This window comes from Candidatus Nitrospira neomarina, from assembly GCF_032051675.1.
Lineage (GTDB): Bacteria > Nitrospirota > Nitrospiria > Nitrospirales > UBA8639 > Nitrospira_E > Nitrospira_E neomarina.
This window is the reverse complement of the sequence record NZ_CP116968.1, coordinates 3,225,491-3,246,549: the sequence shown is the minus strand read 5'-3', so window position 1 is coordinate 3,246,549 and position 21,059 is coordinate 3,225,491. Positions and strand designations below refer to the sequence as shown.

Below are 21,059 nucleotides of genomic sequence, written 5' to 3'. Positions count from 1 at the left end.
GGGGTAAATTTCTAGGGTTGCCTTAAAAATGCCCTATTTTCTGTTCGACCCTGGAATTGTCTATCCTTTGCCAAAGCTAAATATGATACATCAGGCAGCGCTGGGTTTCGAGCGTTTGATACTGTTCGACCAATTTTTGTAAGGAAATGCCACGCAGAACTGCCTGCTCCGCCTCTTGAACCTGTTGCCAAATATTTGAAAGTAAGACATTCGGAACCTGTCGGCTTTCCGAATGACCGTTGGTGTGCCCATGTTGCAGCAGTGGTTCTGTCGCCCAACCATTCATTGAATTGACTAAATCCGCCAGGGAAATCTGACTGGGGTGTTGTGCGAGGGTATACCCTCCTTGTGCTCCTCGAAGGCTCCTAATGATCCCGGCCTGTTTCAAGTGCTGAAGGATCTGCTCAATAAATCGAGAGGGTATCCTCTGTCGTTGGGCGATGATTTTGGCTTGAAGCGGAATGGACCTGTCCTGCTTTGCTAGCTCGATTGTGGCCATAATCCCATACGTGACTTTGATCGGAAACTTGTTCATGATTTAATTCATACTAAAACGATAGGAATAATGTGCAATATAAAATTTGCAGAAAACATTTGTCAAGAAATATGAGTCGTACTTTTTCTCAAAAAGGAGATGTCGGGTAACAATGGGTGCCTGAAACATTGCCTCCTGGAGGGATTCATCTGCAGAGAGCAATTGTTTCAAACAAAAAAACTGAACAATAATCGTATGGCTACTAAATATTGGGGGAAAATAGGCCGATACCATGAGTGGGGAAAGCCCAATTAAAGTCACCGGTTGCAATGTTTGAGAGCTGTGAGGATCAATGAAATGAAGGACCTTGCTGATTTGCTTGAAGAAGTTCATAACCTCGTTCAGTCTATCCGGGAAGAGAAGATGATGCTTGAGGATCGGCTGAATATGTTGGAGAACGACTTATTGACTATGGAGAAAGCGAAAAAGTCCATTGCTTGTGATCTACAGGAAACGAGGGAAAGACTCGGACGGGAACTACAAGATACAAAAGAAAAATTGGATCAGGTACATCCGGCAATACAAAGTTTGCAAGATGAGCTGCAGAATACCGAAGTGCAGAATAATCTTCTGGTTATGGATCTCAAACAGAAAGACGAAGAAATAAAAACATTGGAATTGCGCCTTCGTGAATACACTTCCTTGACTTCTTCATCCTTCCGAGCTGAAAAGCCTATCGGCTAAGTTCGGGAAATGCCTTTCAACTCAAATCCTCCAACTGTGGAGAGATGTCTTAAAACCTCGATCTTGCGTTGGTTCCTTCCTGAGTCGAGTTGATAACCCCCAGTCAGCATTTTCATTCCTGGTATGAGGAGCCTTTGACCAAGAAGTGGGGGATTCCTTCACTTTGCCAATCCTCGATATAGGCCGGTGAAGGATAAATAGGAATATCCATAGGGTTGAAATCCCAAGTCAGAAATTTCGTTTGGGCATTAAGGTGTGAGCCGGATGGGAAATGCCTGGTTGGTTAGGCCACTCAGAATGTTTTCTGGCGTTGCTCATTAGAATTAACCGTCAGATGAGATCCATTGAGGTAGCGGTACAAATGATAGTCTGCTCAAAGGATTTGAGGGCATCAACCCTATACGCGATCCGTTCCTTCGCAAGGATGGGGGCCATGTGGCTCGCTTCCCTGAAAAAAAGGGAAGATTGAAACCTCTTATTCATTGTACAATGGTCCCTCATTACCAGGGAGATGAGGAGAATCTCCTGCATTAAGTCAGAATAGTTCCATTCAGCAAAAAAAGGTATCGCGGCACGTATACCCACTTGTCATCAGAGGAGAATCCCATGGCATCCAAAGTGAAAAAAGCCCAGACTAAAAAGAAGGGGCCGGTACAATCAAAGCCAAAGGTTGTTGCAAAAAAGAAGGCAGCACCCAAGCGTTCCTCATCAAAGAGTCAGGGGCTGGTTTCAGGATCTCGAAATCCCTCAACAAAAATCAAAGCGGCATCTACCCCTAAAACGAAGAAACCGGCTCAACAGAGTCCACGCATAGCGGCGACGTCTGAGTTGCAGGTTGGGGATCCTGCTCCTGCTTTTTCCCTTCCTGATGATGCTGGACGCATTGTGAATTCATCTGATCTTCGAGGAAAAAAAGTGGTGGTATATTTCTACCCGAAAGATGACACGCCCGGATGTACGACAGAAGCCTGTTCGTTTCGGGATGGTATTCAGGAATTGAGAAAGAGCGGGGCGGTCGTGTTCGGCGTGAGTGCGGATTCGGTCTCCTCTCACCGGAAGTTTTCTAATAAATTTCAACTCAATTTTCCCTTGTTAAGCGATGAGTCTAAGGCCATGATTCAGGCCTATGGGGTTTGGAAAGAAAAGTCAATGTATGGCCGGAAATATATGGGGATTGAACGTACGACGGTAGTGATCAATGAAGATGGGACCATAAGGAACGTATTCCCTAAGGTCAAAGTGAACGGGCATTTTACTGAAGTGCTTCAAGCCCTCAGATAGTGTGGCTCTGAAAAATGATGACAGGTGAGGGAAAACTTCCTACCCATTCCGTTCATGGACGTCGCCAATTTGGGAAAAAGTCTCTTCCCCGAAAATGGCATTCGGATTGAAGTAATATTTGAATTCAAGCAAATTATGCGATGGGTCCTCCAGGAAAAACGTCAAGTGTTCGAGAGGAGTATCAGGAAATCGTCGACGGGGTTCACGAAAAAATATGAGGCTATTCGTTTGGGCCCGATTCCGGAGTTCATTCCACTCCTCTTCCGTCCTGCAGATCAGCCCGAAATGTCGGGGGTAGATACTTGTTTGTTGGGGGCCAAGGTCCTCGGTCACATGGGCGACAATTTGGTGGCCGTGGAAATTTAATGTGATGGCGACGGAAGACTGGCGGCCCAAACTGCATCCAAGGCCTTCACCATAAAATGTTTTTGTGGATTCGATATCCTTAACCGGAATGGAGAGATGAAAAGGGGAAGAGGACATATTATAGACTCCTTCAGAATTATCGCATGTTTCGGATGATCAATGAAAATGTGTTGCTATTTTTCAATAGAGGAGGAAGGCAGAGCGTTTCAATAAAAAATTGGCATTAAACACCCTTTCAGGAAAAGCGATTTTTGACTATAGGCTTACCACGGCCGTTCCAATACCCGGCGCTCATCCAGGGGGTGGTATGCCGAATCGCAAACCTTCCAGTGCGATCAAGGATGAGGCATCCTGCCTCCCCCTGTATTCGGCTGACGAGTGCCTTGAGTGCATAGTTGGCCGCTCTTGCAGGTGTCCAGCCCAGCCCGAGCAGGATAGCTAGATGTTTGGCCATGCCGGCTCGTATGATGGATTCTCCTAATCCCGTCATGGAAATGGCACCGGCGGTATCATCGGCATACACTCCCGCGCCGATTAGGGGGGTATCTCCAACACGGCCAGGTAACATGACCGCAACTCCCCCTGTTGAGGCCCCTGCGGCCAGATGGCCGGCACGGTCCAGAGCGACCGCACCGACTGTGTCATACATTCCTAACTGACGGTAAAGCGCCTGGGATTTAGGGTTAATCGTGTTTCGTGAACTTCGTTTGTTCCTCAGGTGAGTCGAATTCTTCCGATGGACCAATCGGGCTAGACCAAAATGCCGAGCCAATCGATTGGCATGTGGGCCGACTATCAATACATGGTCTGTGTCGGTCATGACCCGTCGCGCGGCGCAGATTGGATGAAGGTATCCTTTCAGTCCTGCGACGGCACCGGCCGATAAGGTTTGGCCTTCCATGATTGACGCGTCCATCCGTTGGATTCCGTCGAGTTGTCGAAGCGACCCTCTCCCGGCATTAAACTGTCCCGATTGTTCCAGGTAGCGGATCATGCTTTCTACCGCATCGAGTGGTGAATGTCCTGTCTTGAGGCATTCATATCCCTTCACGAGTGCCTCTGTCAGACAAACTGACTGGCTGTGGGTTGGTTGTCGGGAGCCTGCGCCCCCGTGGATGAGGACTTTTGGAGTCGGGATGAGTGCTGACGTAGGCAAAGGGCGAAGGTATTTACACAATCTCGGTGGCGAGTCGTGCTTTATCTCGATTCAATCAAACTGATTGTTCAGTTTGTATTTTGTCATAGGAGGTGTGTCTGTTGCCACCATGAATTTTGGAATAATAGACGGCTTCATCTGCATCATGGAGTAAATCGGTGATTGTCGGATAGGGTTGATCCGGCGTGTGGGTTGCGATTCCAAGGGAAATGGTAACGTTGATGCGTTTATCTTCGGCTATTTCATGAGTGGTGTTCCGAAACGCTGAGAGAATTCTCTCGCACACCATGATGGCGGTGGTTGATGAGGCTTTGGGCAGAATGAGCACGAACTCTTCTCCTCCGTAGCGTCCGACCGAATCGGTCGTGCGAAGGTTCGATCGTAGGAGATGGGCGGTAGATTGAAGAACCATATCCCCTGCCTGGTGACCATAGGTATCATTGACGGATTTAAATTTATCTAAGTCTCCAAATACCAGCGTCAAACATTCTTTGTTGGCGAGAGCTTGTTTAAAAGAGGCTTCTAAATATTTATCCAGGGAGGCTCTTGCCAATGCCCCGGTGAGGGGGTCGTGACGGTGGATTTCTTCCAAATTGTGGAACTTGGCTTCCATGGCGGCATTATTCTGTTGAAGCTCCTGAACTTCCTTGAGAGTTTGAAGGCTTCTGAGAACAAGTGCTTCCCTGGCTTTCTCCAAAATGACTTGAGGTTCGGTCCATGTTTCTAAGTCGGTCCGGAATATTTTCTCTGTTTCCGGAAGAAGTCCTTGTGTGGCTTCCAATACTTCCATAAGCCCTGCTGAGGAGAGATTCAGCGAAGTATGGGCATCCTCTCTGACCGCTTGAAGGTAGGTGCCGTGAGAGTCGCGTAAAAAGATTTCTGCAATTTTCCCTGACAGCGACACACAATAAACAAATTTTGCGCGTTCATCTCCTTGTGGAATGCGAGAGGGGTCATCGCTTCCAGCCACGGCCAATCGGAGCCGATCCGGAAAATTCCACTGCGTCAAGAGCCAACTCCCCACGGCAGCATGATTGACTCCGAGGATCTGGGATTCATGGGAGATGATACGGGCATGGGATGTTTGATCAAGTTCAGGGGGATTGTAGAGGTCAGGAAACACCTGATCGAGGGCGAGCATTCCCAAATCTTGCATCAGACTCGAAAGATATAACTCTTCAATTTCAGCCAACCCACAGGCCGTTCCAAGGACACGGCTAGCCGTTCCTGCCAAAAGTGCACGTTTCCAATACAACCCATAGTCCAAGCCGGTTCCCCGACTGGTTTGTAGGGATTTCATTAATGAAAAGGACAGGGCCAGAGAAATTGTCGCGTTGAGACCAAGGACCAACACTGCTTGTTGAAGACTTTCAACTTTCTTGCAATATGGGTATAAAGGAGAATTGGCGATTCGTAGGATTTTACTAGCCAGTGCCGGGTCACAATTGAGAATTCTGATGAAACTGTAGAGGTCGATTTCCGGTTCATTGGCTAAGTTGATGATTTGGATGGCGACGTTTGTCGGGCTTGGAAGACTTGGGCAGGATTGTAATTTCTTTTCAAGTTCTGGTGTCATACTGCACTCTTGGTCAGAAGACCCTCGCGAGTGTCTCGAAAGACTGTGCACCCGAAGATCTACAAATCCTCATACCGGGATCCATGAACACGAGGATATATCCGGGGATGTTTTCTGATTATAGGCATTTCGGCAAATTTGTATGTCATCTGAATAGGCGTGAAAGGAAAATTGGTTTCTCTCCTTTTGATTCGGAAGCGATCCTCCTGATTGACCGACTCGAAGCGAGAAAGCGGGATAACTGAAAATGGAAGTGAAAAGCATTGGGCCTTAAGGTAATAGTGATGTTCTGTCACATTCCTGTTGACTTGGCTGTTTTTGTCGGGTTTACAAATTCTGTGGATGATGGCACGAGCCATACCGGAAACCAGCGAGGCTGCGAATAGGGCTCGATAGGTGGGTCATCATATTGAGGGCCGAGCTAAGGAGACGGCCGGGAAAAACAGCGCTTAGTGGAAAAGGTGGCTTTGCGCTTGGTTCAGGTTAGGATCCTGAAAACGATCCAGGTCTAATCGGACAAAACCAAGGCCCGCGACACAGAGTTCAAAATTCGTTGAAAGCGTTTGAAAGAGTGCGGGTGGATTTTTGCCCTGAGGGTCTTGATGGGTAGCCACAATACTGTAGGAGCGTTTGCCGGCTTTAACGTAATCCACCAAAAAATCCTTATGGTGAATTAGTCCGGAGCATTTTATCCGTTTGCAATATTCGGGGAAGAGTCCGGCGAGGAACAAGGTCAGGTCCCCAATATGACGATGAATATCCCGCTCTTTTTCAGCAGAAGACTGTTGGCTATGGGATTCGGCCGCGTACAGGAGTTCCACCACTGTTTCGACGGGTTCTCCCTCATGGTCTTTGATACGGGAGAGTTGATCGATATGGATAAATTCGAGAAGCAGGTTTGAAACATATTCCGTCACTTGAAAATCTGGCCATCCCAATGTTTCGGAAAAGTTTCGTTCTGTTAACCGACCAAATAGCTGCCTTAGAGGATGTTGTTCAGGGATTTGTGTCATCAATGCCCTTCCCTCTCTTTCCACCGAATTCCCTTCGTCAGGGTGTGTCGGTTTTTATGTATGTCTATCGGTCTGATGTAAGAGGTTCTTAACCTTATTTACTCCTTTGCCTGCCCTGCTGTCCAGGATGAGGGTCATGGGACCGTCATTGTCCAGTGACACGACCATGGTCTTACCAAATATTCCTGCTTGTACAGATAGATCCAGGGCTCGGAATTGTTCCAGTAATTCCTGGTATCGCACACGTGCTTCTTCGGGAGGCGCTGCCAATTCAAAACTTGGGCGTCGTCCTTTTCCTGTATTAGCCAGTAAGGTAAATTGAGAGATCAGGAGGAGTTCGCCATTGATGTCTTGAAGGGCATCGGTCATTTTCCCTTGTACGTCCGTGAAAATTCGTAGGCGAGGAATTTTTTGGACCATGAAGGACACGTCTTGTTCGGTGTCCCCTTTAGCCACACCTAGCAGAATGACAAGCCCCCGGTTGATATGGGCGATGACTTGGCTCTCCACGGTGACTGAAGCCTGTGTGACGCGTTGAATAACGGCAATCATAAGACCTTTCCTGATATCACCTATTTTAAGGACAGCCGTGCATGATGACGGTAAGTCTGTCAGTCCGCATGCTTACGTTGTAGAAGATGCTTTGCGTATCCTTCTTCGCAACATGAGCGTCAGGTGGGTGAGTTCCTCTGACTTGAATACATGGTGAACGGAAAAATATCCAATCGTGCTTGTGACAAGCGCCACAATCAACCAGGCAACTTTTTCGAGGCTCTGCCCTATTGTCTGCCATAGCGGGAATCCTGCAATCCAGAGAGAAACGGCGATGAGAGGGAGAAGGGCTATTCCTGTGCGGACCAAAGATAGGCCGAGGGTCTTCCACAGTAACCCCTGAAGGCGGTTCCCCAAAATGGTCAGTAAGATAAGGGTGTTCCCCATTGCGGCACATGCGGTCGCCAGGGCTAATCCGGTGTATTGAAGCCATTGCATAAGCCATAATGACAGCCCAATGTTGAGGCCAACCGACGCTACAGCCACGATGGCGGGTGTTTTCGTATCTTGAAGGGAATAAAATGCGGTTGCCAGAATTCGATAACTGGCGAATGCCCACAATCCGATTGAAAATCCGAAAAGGGCCGAAGCGGTTCCAGCTGTGTCCATGGCCGTAAAGGCGCCATGCTCGAAAAACACATGAATTATGGGTATGCGTAATAGGATCAGCCCAACCATTGATGGAAGAATGATAAATAGCACCATGCGTAACCCGAAATTTACCGTTTCCCGTAGTTCATGAATGGCCCCACGGGCTGCTTGGCCGGATAAGGTTGGCAAAATGGCTGTGGCCATTGCCACACCAAAAATCCCTAATGGGAATTGAATGAGTCGCATTCCATAAAACAGATACGTGGGGCCCCCTTGAAAATACGAAGCTAAAATCGTGCTGATGGTGAGATTGATTTGGGTCACAGCTAAGCCTAACAGGGAAGGAATGAGCAGAAACCCCATTCGTTTCACGCCGGGGTGGCGCGGATGAAAATTCCAGGACAATGGGAAATCATGCTTGTGTAAACTGGGTAATTGCATGAGGAATTGAGCGAGCCCTCCCACCACAATGCCAATGGCTACAGCCAGAATCGCCTGATCAAATAACGGGGAAATGGCTACTGCAAAGAAAATGACACACAGATTAAAAAAGACAGGAGCCAGGGCCGGAACGGCAAATGAATGGAGGGAATTAAGTATTCCCATGGCCAGGGCCGCAAGGCTCACGAAGAGTAAATAGGGAAACATGATCTGTGTGAGGAGCGTGGTCGTGGCGAGTTGATTCGCTTGATCATGGAGGCCTGGCGCAAGAAGCCAGACGAGACTCGGAGCGGCAACGATGCCCAGTAAGGTGACAAGGGTTACGAGCGTCAGGAGCGTGGTGAATGCTGCGCTGGCTAATTCCCAGGTTTCCTGCTTGGAGCGGGTCGAATGATATTCGGTGAACACCGGGATAAAGGCGGAAGACATGGACCCTTCCGCAAAAAGTTCTCGCAACAGATTGGGAATTCGATAGGCGATGTAAAAGGCGTCTGCTGAAGCGTTGGCGCCAAACAGATTGGCGAGAGTGACATCTCGAATAAATCCGAGAATCCGACTACAGAAAGTAGCTCCGCCGATCAGCCCGGCCGCACGGCTAATACGTTGGGTCTCTCCTTGAGGAGATGACGGGACTGGTGGAGGTTGAGCTGATTGAGACATCCGAATCGGAATGTTACCGGAAAGGGTTGAGTTGTTTCATCTGTCAGATATCAGAGAGCGATCGTTTTGCTCGAGGATTAAAAATGGGCCCGGGTTCGCACGCAGAGTCTGGATACGGGTTTTTTCGGTTGTTTCTGAATTGACACCCTCTAAATCATGCTTTAGCATCAATTCCCTTTTGTCCATCCAATTCTTCATCTTATGACAAGATCTTCGTTGACTCAATCCAGTCTGCCACGATGGTGGTGCTTTGCGACGGCGTTCTCGACCGGTGCGGTGGTGATGGCGTTGGAAATTTTAGGAAGCCGACTTCTCGCGCCGGTTTTTGGCAGTTCGCTATATGTCTGGGGCGCGCTGATTGGGGTGGTCCTGGCTGCCATGAGCAGTGGCTATGCCGCTGGAGGCTGGCTGGCTGATCGATATGCTCCGCAGCGGGTGTTGGCTGGGCTGTTGTTGCTGTCCGGCGCTTGGACCTTGTTATTGGCATGGGTAGGGCAGCCCGTCGTTTTTGGAGTGGCCCAATGGATTCAGGATCCTCGCTGGGGGCCATGTTTTGCAGCCGGTGTGCTATTGGCGGTTCCGGCATTTGGATTGAGCGGCGTTCTCCCGGCCCTCTTGCGTTTGGCTATCGGGGATATGGGGCATCTTGGACGTCATACCGGTGGCATGATTGCGGTTTCAACCATTGGCAGCCTCATCGGAACGTGGGGGACGTCCTTTTATCTTTTAACCTGGCTGGGTAGTGCTACATTAGTCGCTATCTTGGGCGTGGTCCAGGTATGTCTTGGTCTATGGTGGACATTCAAAGTTGGAATACTCCAGCCGAGTCTACAGGCCCTGCTTCTTACGGCGATAGCGGGAATGACCTGGATGGGTTTTCATCCGGTCAGCATTTTGCCACCGGCCATTTATCAGGAGGATAGCCCGTACCAACAGGTTAGAGTGAGTGAAAATGATTTATTCCGTTATCTCATTTTGGACAATACCTTCCACGCGGTGATGTGGAAAGCGACTCCGGAATCTCTTGCCTTGCCCTATAGCCAAGTCATGATGGGTGTGTTGCCAATTGTCGAGAATCCTAAGCGAGGATTGATTTTAGGCCATGGCGGAGGATCATTGGCAAAGTGGCTAGGAAAGAACTGGCCGGATTTGGAATTAGATGTGGTCGAAATGGATCCGTCTGTTGTTCGGGCCGCTGAACGGTATTTTGGTTATACGCCACCGCTCAACCATCATGTTTATGTGGAGGATGCGCGCACCTTTTTACGAAATAATCCTTTCCAGTATGATGTGGTGTGGGTCGATGTGTTTGCCAGGCATCTTATTCCGTTCCATGTGACGACTCAGGAATTCTTTGAAGAATTACGAAAGCATGTGCACCCGGAAGGCGCGGTTGCAGTTAATCTGGCGTCTTCCGATTCGCCCGCGAATGTTCGTCGTGCTCAAGCGGTGTTGACCACGATGCAACTGGCGTTTCCTGATGTGGTGTCCTACGGTGTCGCGGGCCCTGAATGGTTGGATACAAAAAAAGGTTCCGTGAACCTGATTTTTTTTGGTGGAAAACCTGTCTCCGTTATGCGTGATTCGCAGTTTTTGGATGTTCTGGCTCGTCAGATGAATCGGGATCGATTTCCGCCAGAAGGGTTTGCATTATTCATGTCACAGGAGCCGGTCCTTCTGGCTCCTGGTCAGATTCTGACTGATGATTTCTCTCCGCTAGATTTACTTCAAGGTGAAGGGTGAGTATCCCTTTCGCTTCGAGTTAGCAGGATTCTTCCCTCATAAAACGACCTAGGAGGCCTCTCCGTTTACTGAGGAGAGTTTCACTAGAAAGGTGACCTGGTCCTGGTTGTTACGGTGGGAATAATCCGGGTGTTGTAAAAACCGTAAGAGGCCACTCTAACAAAAGAAGCACTTGACACATGTGGTGTCTGGGGTGAACGGCTTGAGGGGTTATCACTCCCCACGTTTACCGGTTGTTTCAAATCTCAACGTGTAAGTGCATACTAGAATTTCTGGTGAGCCGTCCAATCCTCGCTTGATTTTGGCCATCGGGAAGCATTCTTGCGCCCATTCTAAGCCTGAAGACAAGGATTGTCTGGAGACAGGCAATCGAAAGAGATTACCATAGGTTCAGGAGGTATGGTGCCTGTTGTCATCCTATTTTGAACAGACAGCCTCTGGCCAAAACTTGTATCGAATTTGTGGTAGCTGAGCGCCGTCAAAATTCGGGAGATCATAAAGACATCGATCAACCACGGCTACCTCATCTTTGGTAAATTCGAATACTTTCCGTGTTTTATAAAATTGATCCAGCGTATAGTAATCCCCTGAGGTTGGCCTCTCGGCCACCGCTGCCTGAAGTTCTTTGAAGACGGCGGTATCAGTTCCTGGAATACGTCCGTTGTTGCGGGTAATGCACCATTTTATGATTTCGGCTACCCCATACATGCTTAGATCAATTTTCTGCTTTTCTTCGGCCATGATTTCCTCCTTACAAACAGACAAAAAGACAAGGGACCTCTATAACATAAAGAGAGTCGAGTCATCCAGTGTGCGAAGGTCATATCTTCAAAATTGTCTCTAGCAAAGTCGTCTGTAGCCTGGTAGAAAAAGAGGATCTCTCCGGCTAGTAGCAGGTTTTACATCATTTGGAAAAATCCGTATACTCGAGGCGCTGGACATGGTTTATCCTGCATCTATAAGAGTACCCTCTCAACCCACACATTCTGGAGAAAGGCAAGAAGAATTGTATTCCAGTCAGTCTTTGTGGGCTCGCCTTGTCATTCCTCTGGGTCTTTTGGGCCTCCTGTCTTTGGTCGGTTGTCCTACGCGTGAAGAGTACAATCCTCCTGATCTGATTTATCATTATTTAGATATTCCGGTCGGTAAAAACCCTACGTCTATCCGAGCCAGTGATTTTAACGGTGATGGGTTTACGGATTTGATTACCAGCAATATTCAGGGAAATTCCCTGTCACTGCTTTTGGGAAAGGGGGACGGGAGTTTTCAGGACCAAAAAACGATTTCTGCCTGTCAGGAGCCGAGGAATGTGGCGGTGGATGATTTTAATCTTGACCACGTGCCGGATTTCGTTGTGGCGTGTTCCGGGGATAATCATGCTCTCGTGTTTTTGGGACAAGGCGATGGCACTTTTTTGCGTGGGGCCCAATACCTGGTTCATCGTACGCCGGTGAGTATTGCCACAGGAGATTTCAATGAAGATTTTCTTCCTGATTTAGTGGTGGCCCTCCGCAACGACAAAATCCAAATCCTGTTGGGGATGGGGAACGGCAAATTTCGATTGGGACCATTATATGAATATGGAGATACGCCTACCTCTGTGGCTACCGAGGATCTAAATGGGGATAAACATTTGGATTTGGCCGTGTCCAATGGAGGGCCGATGAGTCATGCGGTCTCGATCTGGCTGGGATTGGGGGATGGCACCTTCCAAGCTCCGACTGACTATCGTACTGGCAAGCGGCCATTGGGAGTCTCCTTTGGAGACTTTAATACTGATCGAGCCATAGATCTTCTCGTGATTAACGGTGAAATGAACACGATCACCGTGTTTTTAGGAAACGGGGATGGAACTTTTCAGGAGGGAAGGGAATCGGGCGGTGATGCCGGTCCAAATTATGGAGTGGCTCAGGATTTTGACGGCGATAAAGTTCCGGATGTGGCCGTTGCCAATATTCAATCCGGAAGTATTTCGTTGTTATTTGGGAAGGGCGATGGGACCTTTCATTATCCTCCAAGAGATTATCCCACTCCGCATGCCCCCTTTGCCTTAACTACCCTATCGATTGCCACCGATCGGGGGGAAGAACCGGGATTGGCGGTCGTGAATAATGCTTCAAGTAATGTCTCTATTTTTTTACATCATGGGTTGAATATCCGGAAGAGCCAATTTCCGGCAACTCCTTCTTGAATTCTTCTTCAAATGTGATGTTCTTGACACCCGATTTCTGCAATGTTTACAGTACCTTTGCCTTTCAGAAAGAGGCGTAACGCCGGTCCAAAGCGTGATTCAGCCTTGTGAGGAGAATGTGCGAACTTTTGGCTGGTGGTTTGGAATGGGGTCTCTGTTGACCCTAGCTGTTTTGCTTGTTCAGGGAGGCATGAGAGACCTGATTTATGGTTCGTCGTATTCTGGGACGTGGGAAGGGATTCTCTCCATGGGACTCACGGTTTTAGGAGGTGGAGTTATTGCGGGTTGTGTAGCGGTGATTCTAAATCGACTTCGCTAGGCAACCGGGATGATTCGGGACAAGACTGAAAGGTCCTGTAATCCTCCTGTTTTTTTGGGGTTGGCAAGGGAAAAGTGGGGATTGTCCCGTCCGCTCATCGAGAGTATCTCATCCAGGAGTAGGTTTGTATCGATATGACGTGTCTTAGATGCCAAGGAACTATGCTGGTTGAACGTCAGTACACCCGGATGTCACGCCGATTCAACGCAAAATGTATCAATTGTGGATTTTGGTTTGATTTAGCAGATGTGTTGCGTTTTTTTAAACGCGTCCTCGAAAGTGGTTACAACGGTCAAAAAATTCGTGAAACCCTCTAGCCTGTTTATCCTCCCGCCTTACTTTCAACTTAGTAACTCAAAAACTTTATGAACTGATTGAGTCTCTGTCTGGTCTCTGTGGTGTGGCAAAACCACTGAGTGGATTCTAAGGATTATGCCGTGGTGTAATGGGTTTTTATTTCTGATGGCATAATTTAATGTCCTGATCTTCGCAATAACGTTCCTTGTCTTTCTCAATCCCTGATTCCACATTTAGATCACACCTGGGACTTTGCCCAAAACCCAAATATTTCTGTGGGGCCAAAATCTGTAGCCCCCTAACAAAAAAACTTTTTCAATTAACCTTTAGCTAATTCCTTGAGGGTGGTGCGGATGAGGTCTTCGAGTTCGTACGCTTCGTCCAATTTAGCCGTCGCCAGATTCATGGCTTTTTTGACTTCTGGGGCGCGATATCCCAAATTGATGAGGGCGGAGGCGGCTTCTTCCTGAAGAAAGTTGGTCGGTTCAGTCGGGGCCGGTGAGGGTTTGTGGGAATCAGGGAGCATGATGCGATTGGTTTTGTCTTTTAACTCCAGAACGATTCGACTCGCCGATTTTTTCCCAACTCCGGGGATGGAACCTAAGATTTCAAGGTCACCGGTTTCAATAGCTGTACATAAATCTGGGATGGAAAGGGTCGATAACGCACTCAGGGCGAGTTTCGGTCCGACGCCGCTGATGGTGGTAAGAAGTGAAAAAGCTTGTTTCTCTTCAGTGGTGGAAAATCCAAAAAGCTGAATAGTGTCATTCCGTAAGTGGGTGGAGACAAAAACTTGTACTGTGGAATTGATTTCAGGAAGGCTGAAATAGGTGGAAAGGGCAATAAACACATGATAGCCCACGCCCTGCACAGAAATTACGGCGTCTTGCGGTGTTTTTGAAACGAGGGTTCCTGACAGGGAGGCGATCATGATTGTGCGAAACTCATACTGTCTGCAAATGGTGAGGGGATGGTCGGGATTGTAAAGGGGCAGAGTAGGAATTTTGAAGGATAATGCCAAGGAAGAGCAGAGTGGAACCCAGAAGGCAGAGAGCCTGTCCGAGATTAGCGATCATAACGAGGCTCTATTTGTTTGAGTCAGGCGTTTTGAACGTGTGAGGCGAATGGTTGGGTAGTTGGACGAAACGGATCTGAAGATCTGGAGAAACCCAGCGCTTCCGCAATAGATCAGTCTAATAATGAACAGCCTCCTAGGCACTTTCGGCAGCCATTTTCTCCATCAATTCGTCAGATATTTCAAAGTTGGCATGGACTTTGGACACGTCTTCGTTCTCCTCTAGGAGATCCATGAGTTTTAAGGCTTGCTCTGCATCTCTGCCTTCAAGTTGGATGTGGTTTTGTGCGATAAAGGTCAGCTCGGACAAACTGGTTTCAATCTGAGCCTTCTGTATGGCTTCTTTGACGGCTTCAAAATTTGCTGGTTCCGAAATGATCTCAAATCCGTTGGGAGTTTGTTTCACGTCTTCAGCTCCGGCTTCCAGTGCCAGCTCGAATAGTTGTTCTTCTGTCACAGCCTGGTTTTCGATGACCAGTAGCCCTTTTTTTTGGAATTGCCAGGCGACTGCGCCAGCTTCGGCCATCGTCCCATTATTTTTGGTGAGAATATTTCGAACTTCGGCTACCGTCCGATTACGTTTGTCGGTTGAGATTTCTAGAAGAAGTGCCGTGCCTCCTGGTCCATAGCCCTCCAACATAAACTCTTCGAATTGCATTCCCGGAAGTTCTCCGGTCCCTCGTTGAATTGCCCGTTTGACCGTATCGGCAGGCATATTCACTTCTTTGGATTTCGCAATAGCTTGGCGTAAGGCAGGATTGCCGTCCGGGTCGCCGCCGCTACGAGCGGCAATGGAGATCTCACGGATTACGCGGGTAAAAATTTTCCCCCGCTTGGCATCTTGTGCGCCTTTGTGGCGCTTAATTGTTGACCAATGACTATGTCCACCCATGCTCGCGGTCCATTTCCTATAATTTAAGGCATCGAAAATACCCGAATGTGCCCCCGCGTGGGCTTCTATCACAGTAATTGAAAGGGAGTCAATGCACGTGGTCATGGCAGTAGAAGAGGTTTGGAATCGCAAGCAGGGTGGATAGTTGTTGTCCTGAAGAGTCTTCGAGCTATATTCTGTTCAATTGATTTTCTTCTTTATCCGGTGTTAAGGAAATTAGTCATGCGTATCGTGTTTATGGGCACCCCAGCCTTTGCAGTTCCTACCCTTCAGCAGTTATTGAAGTCCGAATTTTCTGTGGTCGGTGTCGTGTGTCAGCCTGACCGACCGAGTGGGCGTGGGAAGAAAATTCAAGTAGGGCCAGTCAAGGCGCTTGCATTGTCACAAAATATCCCGGTGGTGCAGCCGGAAAGAATGAAAGATCCAAAATTATTGGAAACTCTTCGAGCATGGGAGCCTGAAGTGGTGGTGGTTGCTGCGTTTGGGCGAATTTTACCCAAATCCATTCTTGATCTTCCCCCGAAGGGATGCCTGAATGTGCATGGGTCCCTTCTTCCGCAGTATCGGGGTGCTGCCCCCATTCAATGGGCTGTGATCCAGGGAGAGGTGAAGACCGGGGTTACCATTATGCTTATGGACGAAGGGATGGACACGGGAGCCATTCTTCAACAGGAAGAAATTGCTATTGGGCAGGACGAAACCTCAGGGGAGTTAGCTCCACGAATGGCTCAGATTGGGGGAGACCTTCTGGTCAGGACTCTACGTGGATGGATCGAGGGCACACTGCCCCCTATCCCCCAAAATGATTCGGCGGCGACTATGGCGCCCATCTTGACCAAAGAAGATGGGTTGCTGTATTGGGATCGGCCGGCGCGAACCCTCGCCAATCGCATACGCGGACTGTCGCCCTGGCCTGGTGTGTATACTTTCCTGGAGGGTGAACGTTGGGGGATTTGGAAAGTCCAAGTTGAAGATCAAGAACCAGATAACCCGCACCCCGCCCATGACATTTCTCAGGCCCCGGGCACCATTACGGCCATCACGAAACAGGCCATTCGTGTCCAAACTGGTCAGGGAAGTTTGAACCTTTTGGAGATTCAACCTGAAAATAAAAAACGCATGCACGTTTCTGACTATATAACCGGCCATCGAGTTACCATCGGCATGACCTTTTCAATGGGGAAGCATGACGATTTGGCGGTGTAATCGTGTGGTAAAAATTGGCACCGTCAGGGTTCTGGTGCCAGGTGTTCTCAGTATGACCCGTTTTGGTGGAAAAGGATCCAATGATGACCGATCAAACCTCAGAGTTATTGGCCTATATTCAGAGTCAAATAGAGGAAATCACCACTATTCACGCACAGGCGGAGAAGGCTCTCAATGCGGTGCAGGGAAAAGACCATGTCACCAAGTGGAAGAGAAAAGTGGTGAATGGTCTCGAACCCTACGTGAGTCAGGCATATCTTCAGCACATTACCAAGGAATGGTTGGAAACCACCTATTTTGTGGGCGATGTGTTTGATGAATTAGCCGATGAAGTAGACATGTGCCGTCGGCATCTTAAAAAGTTGGTTAAGGACATTCAGACCACCGGTATCCCCTGATGGTTCCTCTCCATATAAAGCGCCGGGTTGAACGCTCTCATTTTTCTCCCCGCCTATTATAATGGCACCCCTTCCTCCTTATCCGCGCAAACGGCTCGGTCAGCATTTTCTTATTGACCCAAATTTGCTTCGAAAAATTATCAATCTGGCGGACATTAAGCCTGATGAGTATGTCTGTGAGATTGGACCGGGCGGCGGCGCGTTGACCAGATTGTTATGCCAATCGGCGAAGCGGGTGTTAGCCTTAGAGGTTGATCCCCGTATGGTGGATTTCTTGAAAGAGGAATTTGGGAAATGTCCGAACCTTGATATACAAGAACACGATGCGCTCCGTTTTCCCTTCGATCAACTACCAGAGCCCGCTGTAGTAGTGGCTAATCTGCCCTATAACATTTCAACGCCCATTATGTTTCGATTGTTGGAAGCCCGGCCTAAGATCCTTCGAATGGTCCTAACCGTGCAACTGGAAGTCGCCAAGCGGTTAACTGCCAAACCCAATACTAAAGATTATGGTGTGCTATCCGTCATGGCCCAACGCCTGGCTGATGTCCGTTTTGGTTTCCCCGTGTCTCGAAAATGCTTTCGCCCCGTTCCTGATGTAGATTCGGGAGTAGTACGGTTGGATATTCGTGTTCATCAGTCTTATTCTGTTCAGGAAGCCGACATGTTTGCTTTGGTGGTGCGGGCGGCCTTTGGGCAACGCCGAAAAACCCTCCTCAACGCATTACGAGGAGCGGGTTTTTCTTTGACCTGTCTAGAAAGTGCTCAAGAGCGTACAGGCATTACCTTAACCAGGCGAGCGGAAACGCTGTCGGTGGGGGAGTTTCAGCATTTAACTGAAGCGCTCAATGACGGAATGCTGCCCTCCGCTTCTTAATATCTCCAGGATTTTGTAGCCTTGTCGTATGCGTAAGGGTTGTTTGCTCGATAGAAACACTTATGGTAGGATTTTTTGATGAGTATCTTCCCTAGTTCAAAGACCAAGCCAACAAAAGACCAAACCAAGGGATTTTCTGTCTTAACCACACAAGTTGTGGGAATTTTAGTCGCGACTTTGGGCATTCTTGGGCTGCTCAGCCTGGCAACCTTTTCTCCTTCAGACCCGATTCTTTTTGCCCAGCAACCTTCCTCAAATTCCATTCCCGAAAACGCTGTAGGTCTGATTGGGGCTACTCTCGCGTTTTCCCTCCTCACTGTGGCGGGAGGGGGGGCTTATGTAGTGCCATTCTTGCTCATTGTGTTGGGTTTAAGCGTCCTATGGGGAGAAAAACTTCGTATTACGTCCGGCAGTCTTCTGGGATCGCTGCTTGGTGTTCTCTCTTTCAGCGCACTGCTACATCTTCGATTTTCAGGCCAGCCTCAAGTATCCGACATGGATGTCTTAGGGGTAAGCCAGGGTGGAGTTGTGGGACAATGGGTAGCGGCCGGGCTCGGATCGTACCTGGCGGTCACGGGTGCCACGATCATGCTTGGGGCACTGTTACTCATTGCCTTTCTTTTGCTTGTGCCGGTTTCGATTGGACAAATTGCTCGAACTCTCCTGAATGTTTTGGGACGCCTCAAAAATACTGTGGTGGAATCGGTGAGGGAGCGAGACTGGTGGGTAGCAGAGTTCCAACCAAAAATGAATAAATCGATTCGAATTAATCGTCAATTGGCTGCTCGTGGTGGTATTGGTGCGATGGTTTCAGAAACTTTGGAACCAAAGTCCAAGTTATCCAAGATAAAAAGAGATGATTTGCCAGCTACAATCGAGATAACGCCTACTCTTCCACTCATTGAGGAAGTCGACGACACCTTTATCTCTCGCAAGAAAATTTCCAAGTCCTATCAAATGCCTTCCCCCACCGATCTGCTGGATACTCATGCAGCGCGGGCAGCTCATCAGACCGATGCGGTGTTAAAATCTCAGTCCGAAGTTCTTGTGAACACGTTGGCAAGTTTTGGGATTGAGGGAGGCGTCACAGATGTGCATCCTGGACCGGTGATTACCATGTATGAGTTTGCTCCCGGTCCCGGCATCAAAGTCGCCCGAATTGTGAATTTGGCTGATGACCTGGCCATGGCGTTAAAAGCCCTAAAAGTTCGGGTGGTGGCTCCTCTCCCAGGAAAATCCACCGTAGGGATTGAAGTCCCGAATCCCCAACGGGAAACGGTTGGATTGAAAGAGATGTTGACATCAGAGGCGTTCACCCGTGCCCGTTCAAAGCTGGCCTTGGCCTTGGGGAAAGATATTTTTGGGCGACCGGTGGTGACGGATCTCCGCACCATGCCCCATTTATTGGTGGCGGGTGCTACAGGGTCAGGAAAAAGTGTGGGGCTGAACTGCCTGTTATTGAATATCTTATTTACCGCCCATCCCGACGAAGTGAAACTCCTGTTAATTGATCCCAAAGTGTTGGAATTGCAGGTGTACGATGGGATTCCCCATCTCATTCGACCGGTTATCACAAACCCCAAAGAAGCCGCTCGTGGGCTAGGGTGGGTCGTACAAGAAATGGAGCGTCGTTACCAGGTGTTAGCGGAATTGGGTGTTCGGAATATTGATGCCTATAATAAAAAAGTTACCGATTCTCAGGAGACGGGTTCTCCACTTCAAACCGTGAAGAAGCTGAGCAAAGGCCAATCGATGGATGTGGAGGAAGGGGCCCCCCTGCTGGAGTCTTCACAAGAAGAGCGGGTTCTGTTGCCCTACATTGTGGTGGTCATTGATGAATTTGCCGATCTGATTATGGTGGCGCCTAAGGATATTGAAGATCGCATAGCGCGACTCGCTCAGATGGCCCGTGCGTCAGGCATTCATCTTGTCTTGGCGACTCAAAGACCGTCAGTTGATGTTGTGACTGGATTGATCAAGGCTAATTTCCCTGCACGTATCGCGTATCAGGTTTCTTCCAAAATTGATTCCCGGACCATTTTAGATGCGAATGGAGCAGAAAGTCTTTTGGGAAAAGGTGATATGCTGTTTTTATCCTCCGGCACCGGTGGCATTAATAGACTGCACGGTCCTTATGTTTCGGATGAGGAAGTGCGTGGGGTAGTGGAATGGGTGAAATCCCAAGCCACTCCCGTCTATGACCCCGTGGCCCTGGAGTCCGTCCAGGAACCCTCGGTGGATGAACAGGATCGCGATGAGACCTATGAGCGGGCAAGAGAATTGGTGATGACCACAGGACAGGCCTCAGCCTCTTTTATTCAGCGTCGCTTGCGTGTGGGGTATCCCCGAGCAGCCCGGATGATTGAGCAAATGGAGGAGGAAGGTCTGGTGAGTGCTCCAGGGCGTGATGGGAGACGAGAGGTTCTCGCTCGAAGTACTGTTACGTCGGAGATAGGATGATGTCATTGCCGGTTCTGCGAGGAGCCATCTTTCTAGGCATTATTTCCTTTATAATGCCTGTATCCGATACCTCGGCCGCATCTGTTTCCGTCATGGAGGATATCGTTGCAAAGGTTGAGGCTCGTTATGCTCAGACCAAGGATTTGCAAGCTGACTTTGTTCAGGAAACCATTCTTGAGGGATTTACGACGGGGTTTACCTCTTCAGGGCGGCTCTATTTAAAAAAACCTGGATTGCTTCGATGGGATTATCTTCACCCATCGGAGGAGCAGATTTATGTGAATGGTGATCAGGTCATGATGTATGTCCCTGAGCATCAGCAGGTAGTCAAAGGGGCGCTTACGCAAATGGCCGCGTCCAAGGGTCCTCTAGCTCTTTTGCAGGGGGCAGGAAATCTATCTCAGCAATTTACGATTCTGGAATCCGCTGAGGGCTCGAAAGATAATGAAAAGTTCCCTAGTCTCACCTTAGTCCCTAAGCCTGTTGGCCAAACGCCTCCAACTATCAAGAAAATTGTGCTCAAACTCTTTCCTGATACGTATTTTATTCAGGGAATTACCTTGTTTGAGATGAGCGGGAATATCTCTCATGTGATGTTTGACCACATTCAGGCGAATACGGGTCTTTCGTCCAGTCAGCTGACGTTCGATATCCCGCCGGATGTTGTGGTGATCGAATTACCATAATTTCAACATTCAGGTCTGTCGTTTTAGTTGGTATTCTCAGATAAGGAAAAGGTGGAAAGA

At 48.7% G+C, this 21,059-nt stretch carries 20 protein-coding genes; 10 read left to right on the top strand and 10 right to left on the bottom strand.

Going from position 1 to position 21,059, the window contains the following annotated elements; translation table 11 throughout:
• Positions 1-76 precede the first annotated feature (76 nt).
• Positions 77-535: an RrF2 family transcriptional regulator gene (locus PQG83_RS13910; protein WP_312742192.1), complete on the bottom strand. Its 459-nt coding sequence runs from the start codon at positions 533-535 to the stop codon at positions 77-79.
• 315 nt (positions 536-850) lie between these two features.
• Between PQG83_RS13910 and PQG83_RS13905 the strand changes: the two genes are divergently transcribed.
• Positions 851-1,219: a hypothetical protein gene (locus PQG83_RS13905; protein ID WP_312742190.1), complete on the top strand. Its 369-nt coding sequence runs from the start codon at positions 851-853 to the stop codon at positions 1,217-1,219.
• A 606-nt stretch (positions 1,220-1,825) separates the two neighbouring features.
• Positions 1,826-2,500, top strand: coding sequence for a thioredoxin-dependent thiol peroxidase (gene bcp / locus PQG83_RS13900; protein WP_312742187.1), 675 nt, complete (start codon positions 1,826-1,828; stop codon positions 2,498-2,500).
• A gap of 39 nt (positions 2,501-2,539) precedes the next feature.
• On the opposite strand, the gene PQG83_RS13895 is transcribed toward bcp, so the two are convergent.
• The 6 genes from PQG83_RS13895 to murJ form a co-directional block, all read right to left on the bottom strand.
• Positions 2,540-2,983, bottom strand: coding sequence for a VOC family protein (locus PQG83_RS13895; RefSeq protein ID WP_312742185.1), 444 nt, complete (start codon positions 2,981-2,983; stop codon positions 2,540-2,542).
• A gap of 118 nt (positions 2,984-3,101) precedes the next feature.
• Positions 3,102-4,022 carry an isoaspartyl peptidase/L-asparaginase family protein gene (locus PQG83_RS13890; RefSeq protein ID WP_312742183.1) on the bottom strand — a complete coding sequence of 307 codons (921 nt, stop codon included), beginning with the start codon at positions 4,020-4,022 and terminating at the stop codon, positions 3,102-3,104.
• A 55-nt stretch (positions 4,023-4,077) separates the two neighbouring features.
• Entirely contained in the window at positions 4,078-5,598 is a 1,521-nt protein-coding gene (locus tag PQG83_RS13885) for a sensor domain-containing diguanylate cyclase (RefSeq protein ID WP_312742180.1), read from the bottom strand.
• A gap of 449 nt (positions 5,599-6,047) precedes the next feature.
• Complete coding sequence (locus PQG83_RS13880; RefSeq protein ID WP_312742179.1) at positions 6,048-6,611, bottom strand: hypothetical protein; 564 nt, start codon at positions 6,609-6,611, stop codon at positions 6,048-6,050.
• A 54-nt stretch (positions 6,612-6,665) separates the two neighbouring features.
• Complete coding sequence (gene dtd, locus PQG83_RS13875) at positions 6,666-7,163, bottom strand: D-aminoacyl-tRNA deacylase (RefSeq protein WP_312742178.1); 498 nt, start codon at positions 7,161-7,163, stop codon at positions 6,666-6,668.
• 72 nt (positions 7,164-7,235) lie between these two features.
• Positions 7,236-8,855, bottom strand: a complete 1,620-nt coding sequence (gene murJ / locus PQG83_RS13870; RefSeq protein ID WP_312742176.1) for a murein biosynthesis integral membrane protein MurJ — start codon at positions 8,853-8,855, stop codon at positions 7,236-7,238.
• Between the two features lie 216 nt (positions 8,856-9,071).
• On the opposite strand from murJ, the gene PQG83_RS13865 reads away from it, so the two are divergent.
• Positions 9,072-10,598 (top strand): spermidine synthase, encoded by a 1,527-nt coding sequence (locus PQG83_RS13865; protein ID WP_312742173.1) that lies wholly within the window; start codon positions 9,072-9,074, stop codon positions 10,596-10,598.
• Between the two features lie 417 nt (positions 10,599-11,015).
• Here the strand turns inward: PQG83_RS13865 and PQG83_RS13860 are convergent, their stop codons facing one another.
• Complete coding sequence (locus PQG83_RS13860; RefSeq protein ID WP_312742170.1) at positions 11,016-11,339, bottom strand: hypothetical protein; 324 nt, start codon at positions 11,337-11,339, stop codon at positions 11,016-11,018.
• Positions 11,340-11,538: 199 nt separating this feature from the next.
• On the opposite strand from PQG83_RS13860, the gene PQG83_RS13855 reads away from it, so the two are divergent.
• Positions 11,539-12,789 (top strand): FG-GAP repeat domain-containing protein, encoded by a 1,251-nt coding sequence (locus PQG83_RS13855; protein ID WP_312742169.1) that lies wholly within the window; start codon positions 11,539-11,541, stop codon positions 12,787-12,789.
• A 190-nt stretch (positions 12,790-12,979) separates the two neighbouring features.
• A complete protein-coding gene (locus PQG83_RS13850; protein ID WP_312742168.1) occupies positions 12,980-13,108 on the top strand; it encodes a hypothetical protein in 129 nt (42 codons plus the stop codon).
• 616 nt (positions 13,109-13,724) lie between these two features.
• On the opposite strand, the gene ruvA is transcribed toward PQG83_RS13850, so the two are convergent.
• Complete coding sequence (gene ruvA, locus PQG83_RS13845; RefSeq protein WP_312742166.1) at positions 13,725-14,336, bottom strand: Holliday junction branch migration protein RuvA; 612 nt, start codon at positions 14,334-14,336, stop codon at positions 13,725-13,727.
• A gap of 280 nt (positions 14,337-14,616) precedes the next feature.
• The gene (locus PQG83_RS13840) at positions 14,617-15,372 is read right to left on the bottom strand and encodes a YebC/PmpR family DNA-binding transcriptional regulator (protein ID WP_312742165.1); all 756 of its coding nucleotides are present in this window, start codon (positions 15,370-15,372) and stop codon (positions 14,617-14,619) included.
• 222 nt (positions 15,373-15,594) lie between these two features.
• Between PQG83_RS13840 and fmt the strand changes: the two genes are divergently transcribed.
• The 5 genes from fmt to PQG83_RS13815 all read left to right on the top strand — a co-directional run bounded on the left by fmt (position 15,595) and on the right by PQG83_RS13815 (position 20,999).
• Positions 15,595-16,578, top strand: a complete 984-nt coding sequence (gene fmt, locus PQG83_RS13835; RefSeq protein ID WP_312742163.1) for a methionyl-tRNA formyltransferase — start codon at positions 15,595-15,597, stop codon at positions 16,576-16,578.
• 80 nt (positions 16,579-16,658) lie between these two features.
• Positions 16,659-16,976, top strand: coding sequence for a hypothetical protein (locus PQG83_RS13830; RefSeq protein ID WP_312742161.1), 318 nt, complete (start codon positions 16,659-16,661; stop codon positions 16,974-16,976).
• 61 nt (positions 16,977-17,037) lie between these two features.
• Complete coding sequence (rsmA, locus tag PQG83_RS13825; protein ID WP_312742160.1) at positions 17,038-17,853, top strand: 16S rRNA (adenine(1518)-N(6)/adenine(1519)-N(6))-dimethyltransferase RsmA; 816 nt, start codon at positions 17,038-17,040, stop codon at positions 17,851-17,853.
• Positions 17,854-17,931: 78 nt separating this feature from the next.
• Positions 17,932-20,313, top strand: coding sequence for an FtsK/SpoIIIE family DNA translocase (locus PQG83_RS13820; protein ID WP_312742158.1), 2,382 nt, complete (start codon positions 17,932-17,934; stop codon positions 20,311-20,313).
• Positions 20,310-20,999, top strand: a complete 690-nt coding sequence (locus PQG83_RS13815) for a LolA family protein (protein WP_312742155.1) — start codon at positions 20,310-20,312, stop codon at positions 20,997-20,999. Before PQG83_RS13820 ends, PQG83_RS13815 begins: the two co-directional genes overlap by 4 nt.
• The last annotated feature ends 60 nt before the right edge of the window (positions 21,000-21,059 follow it).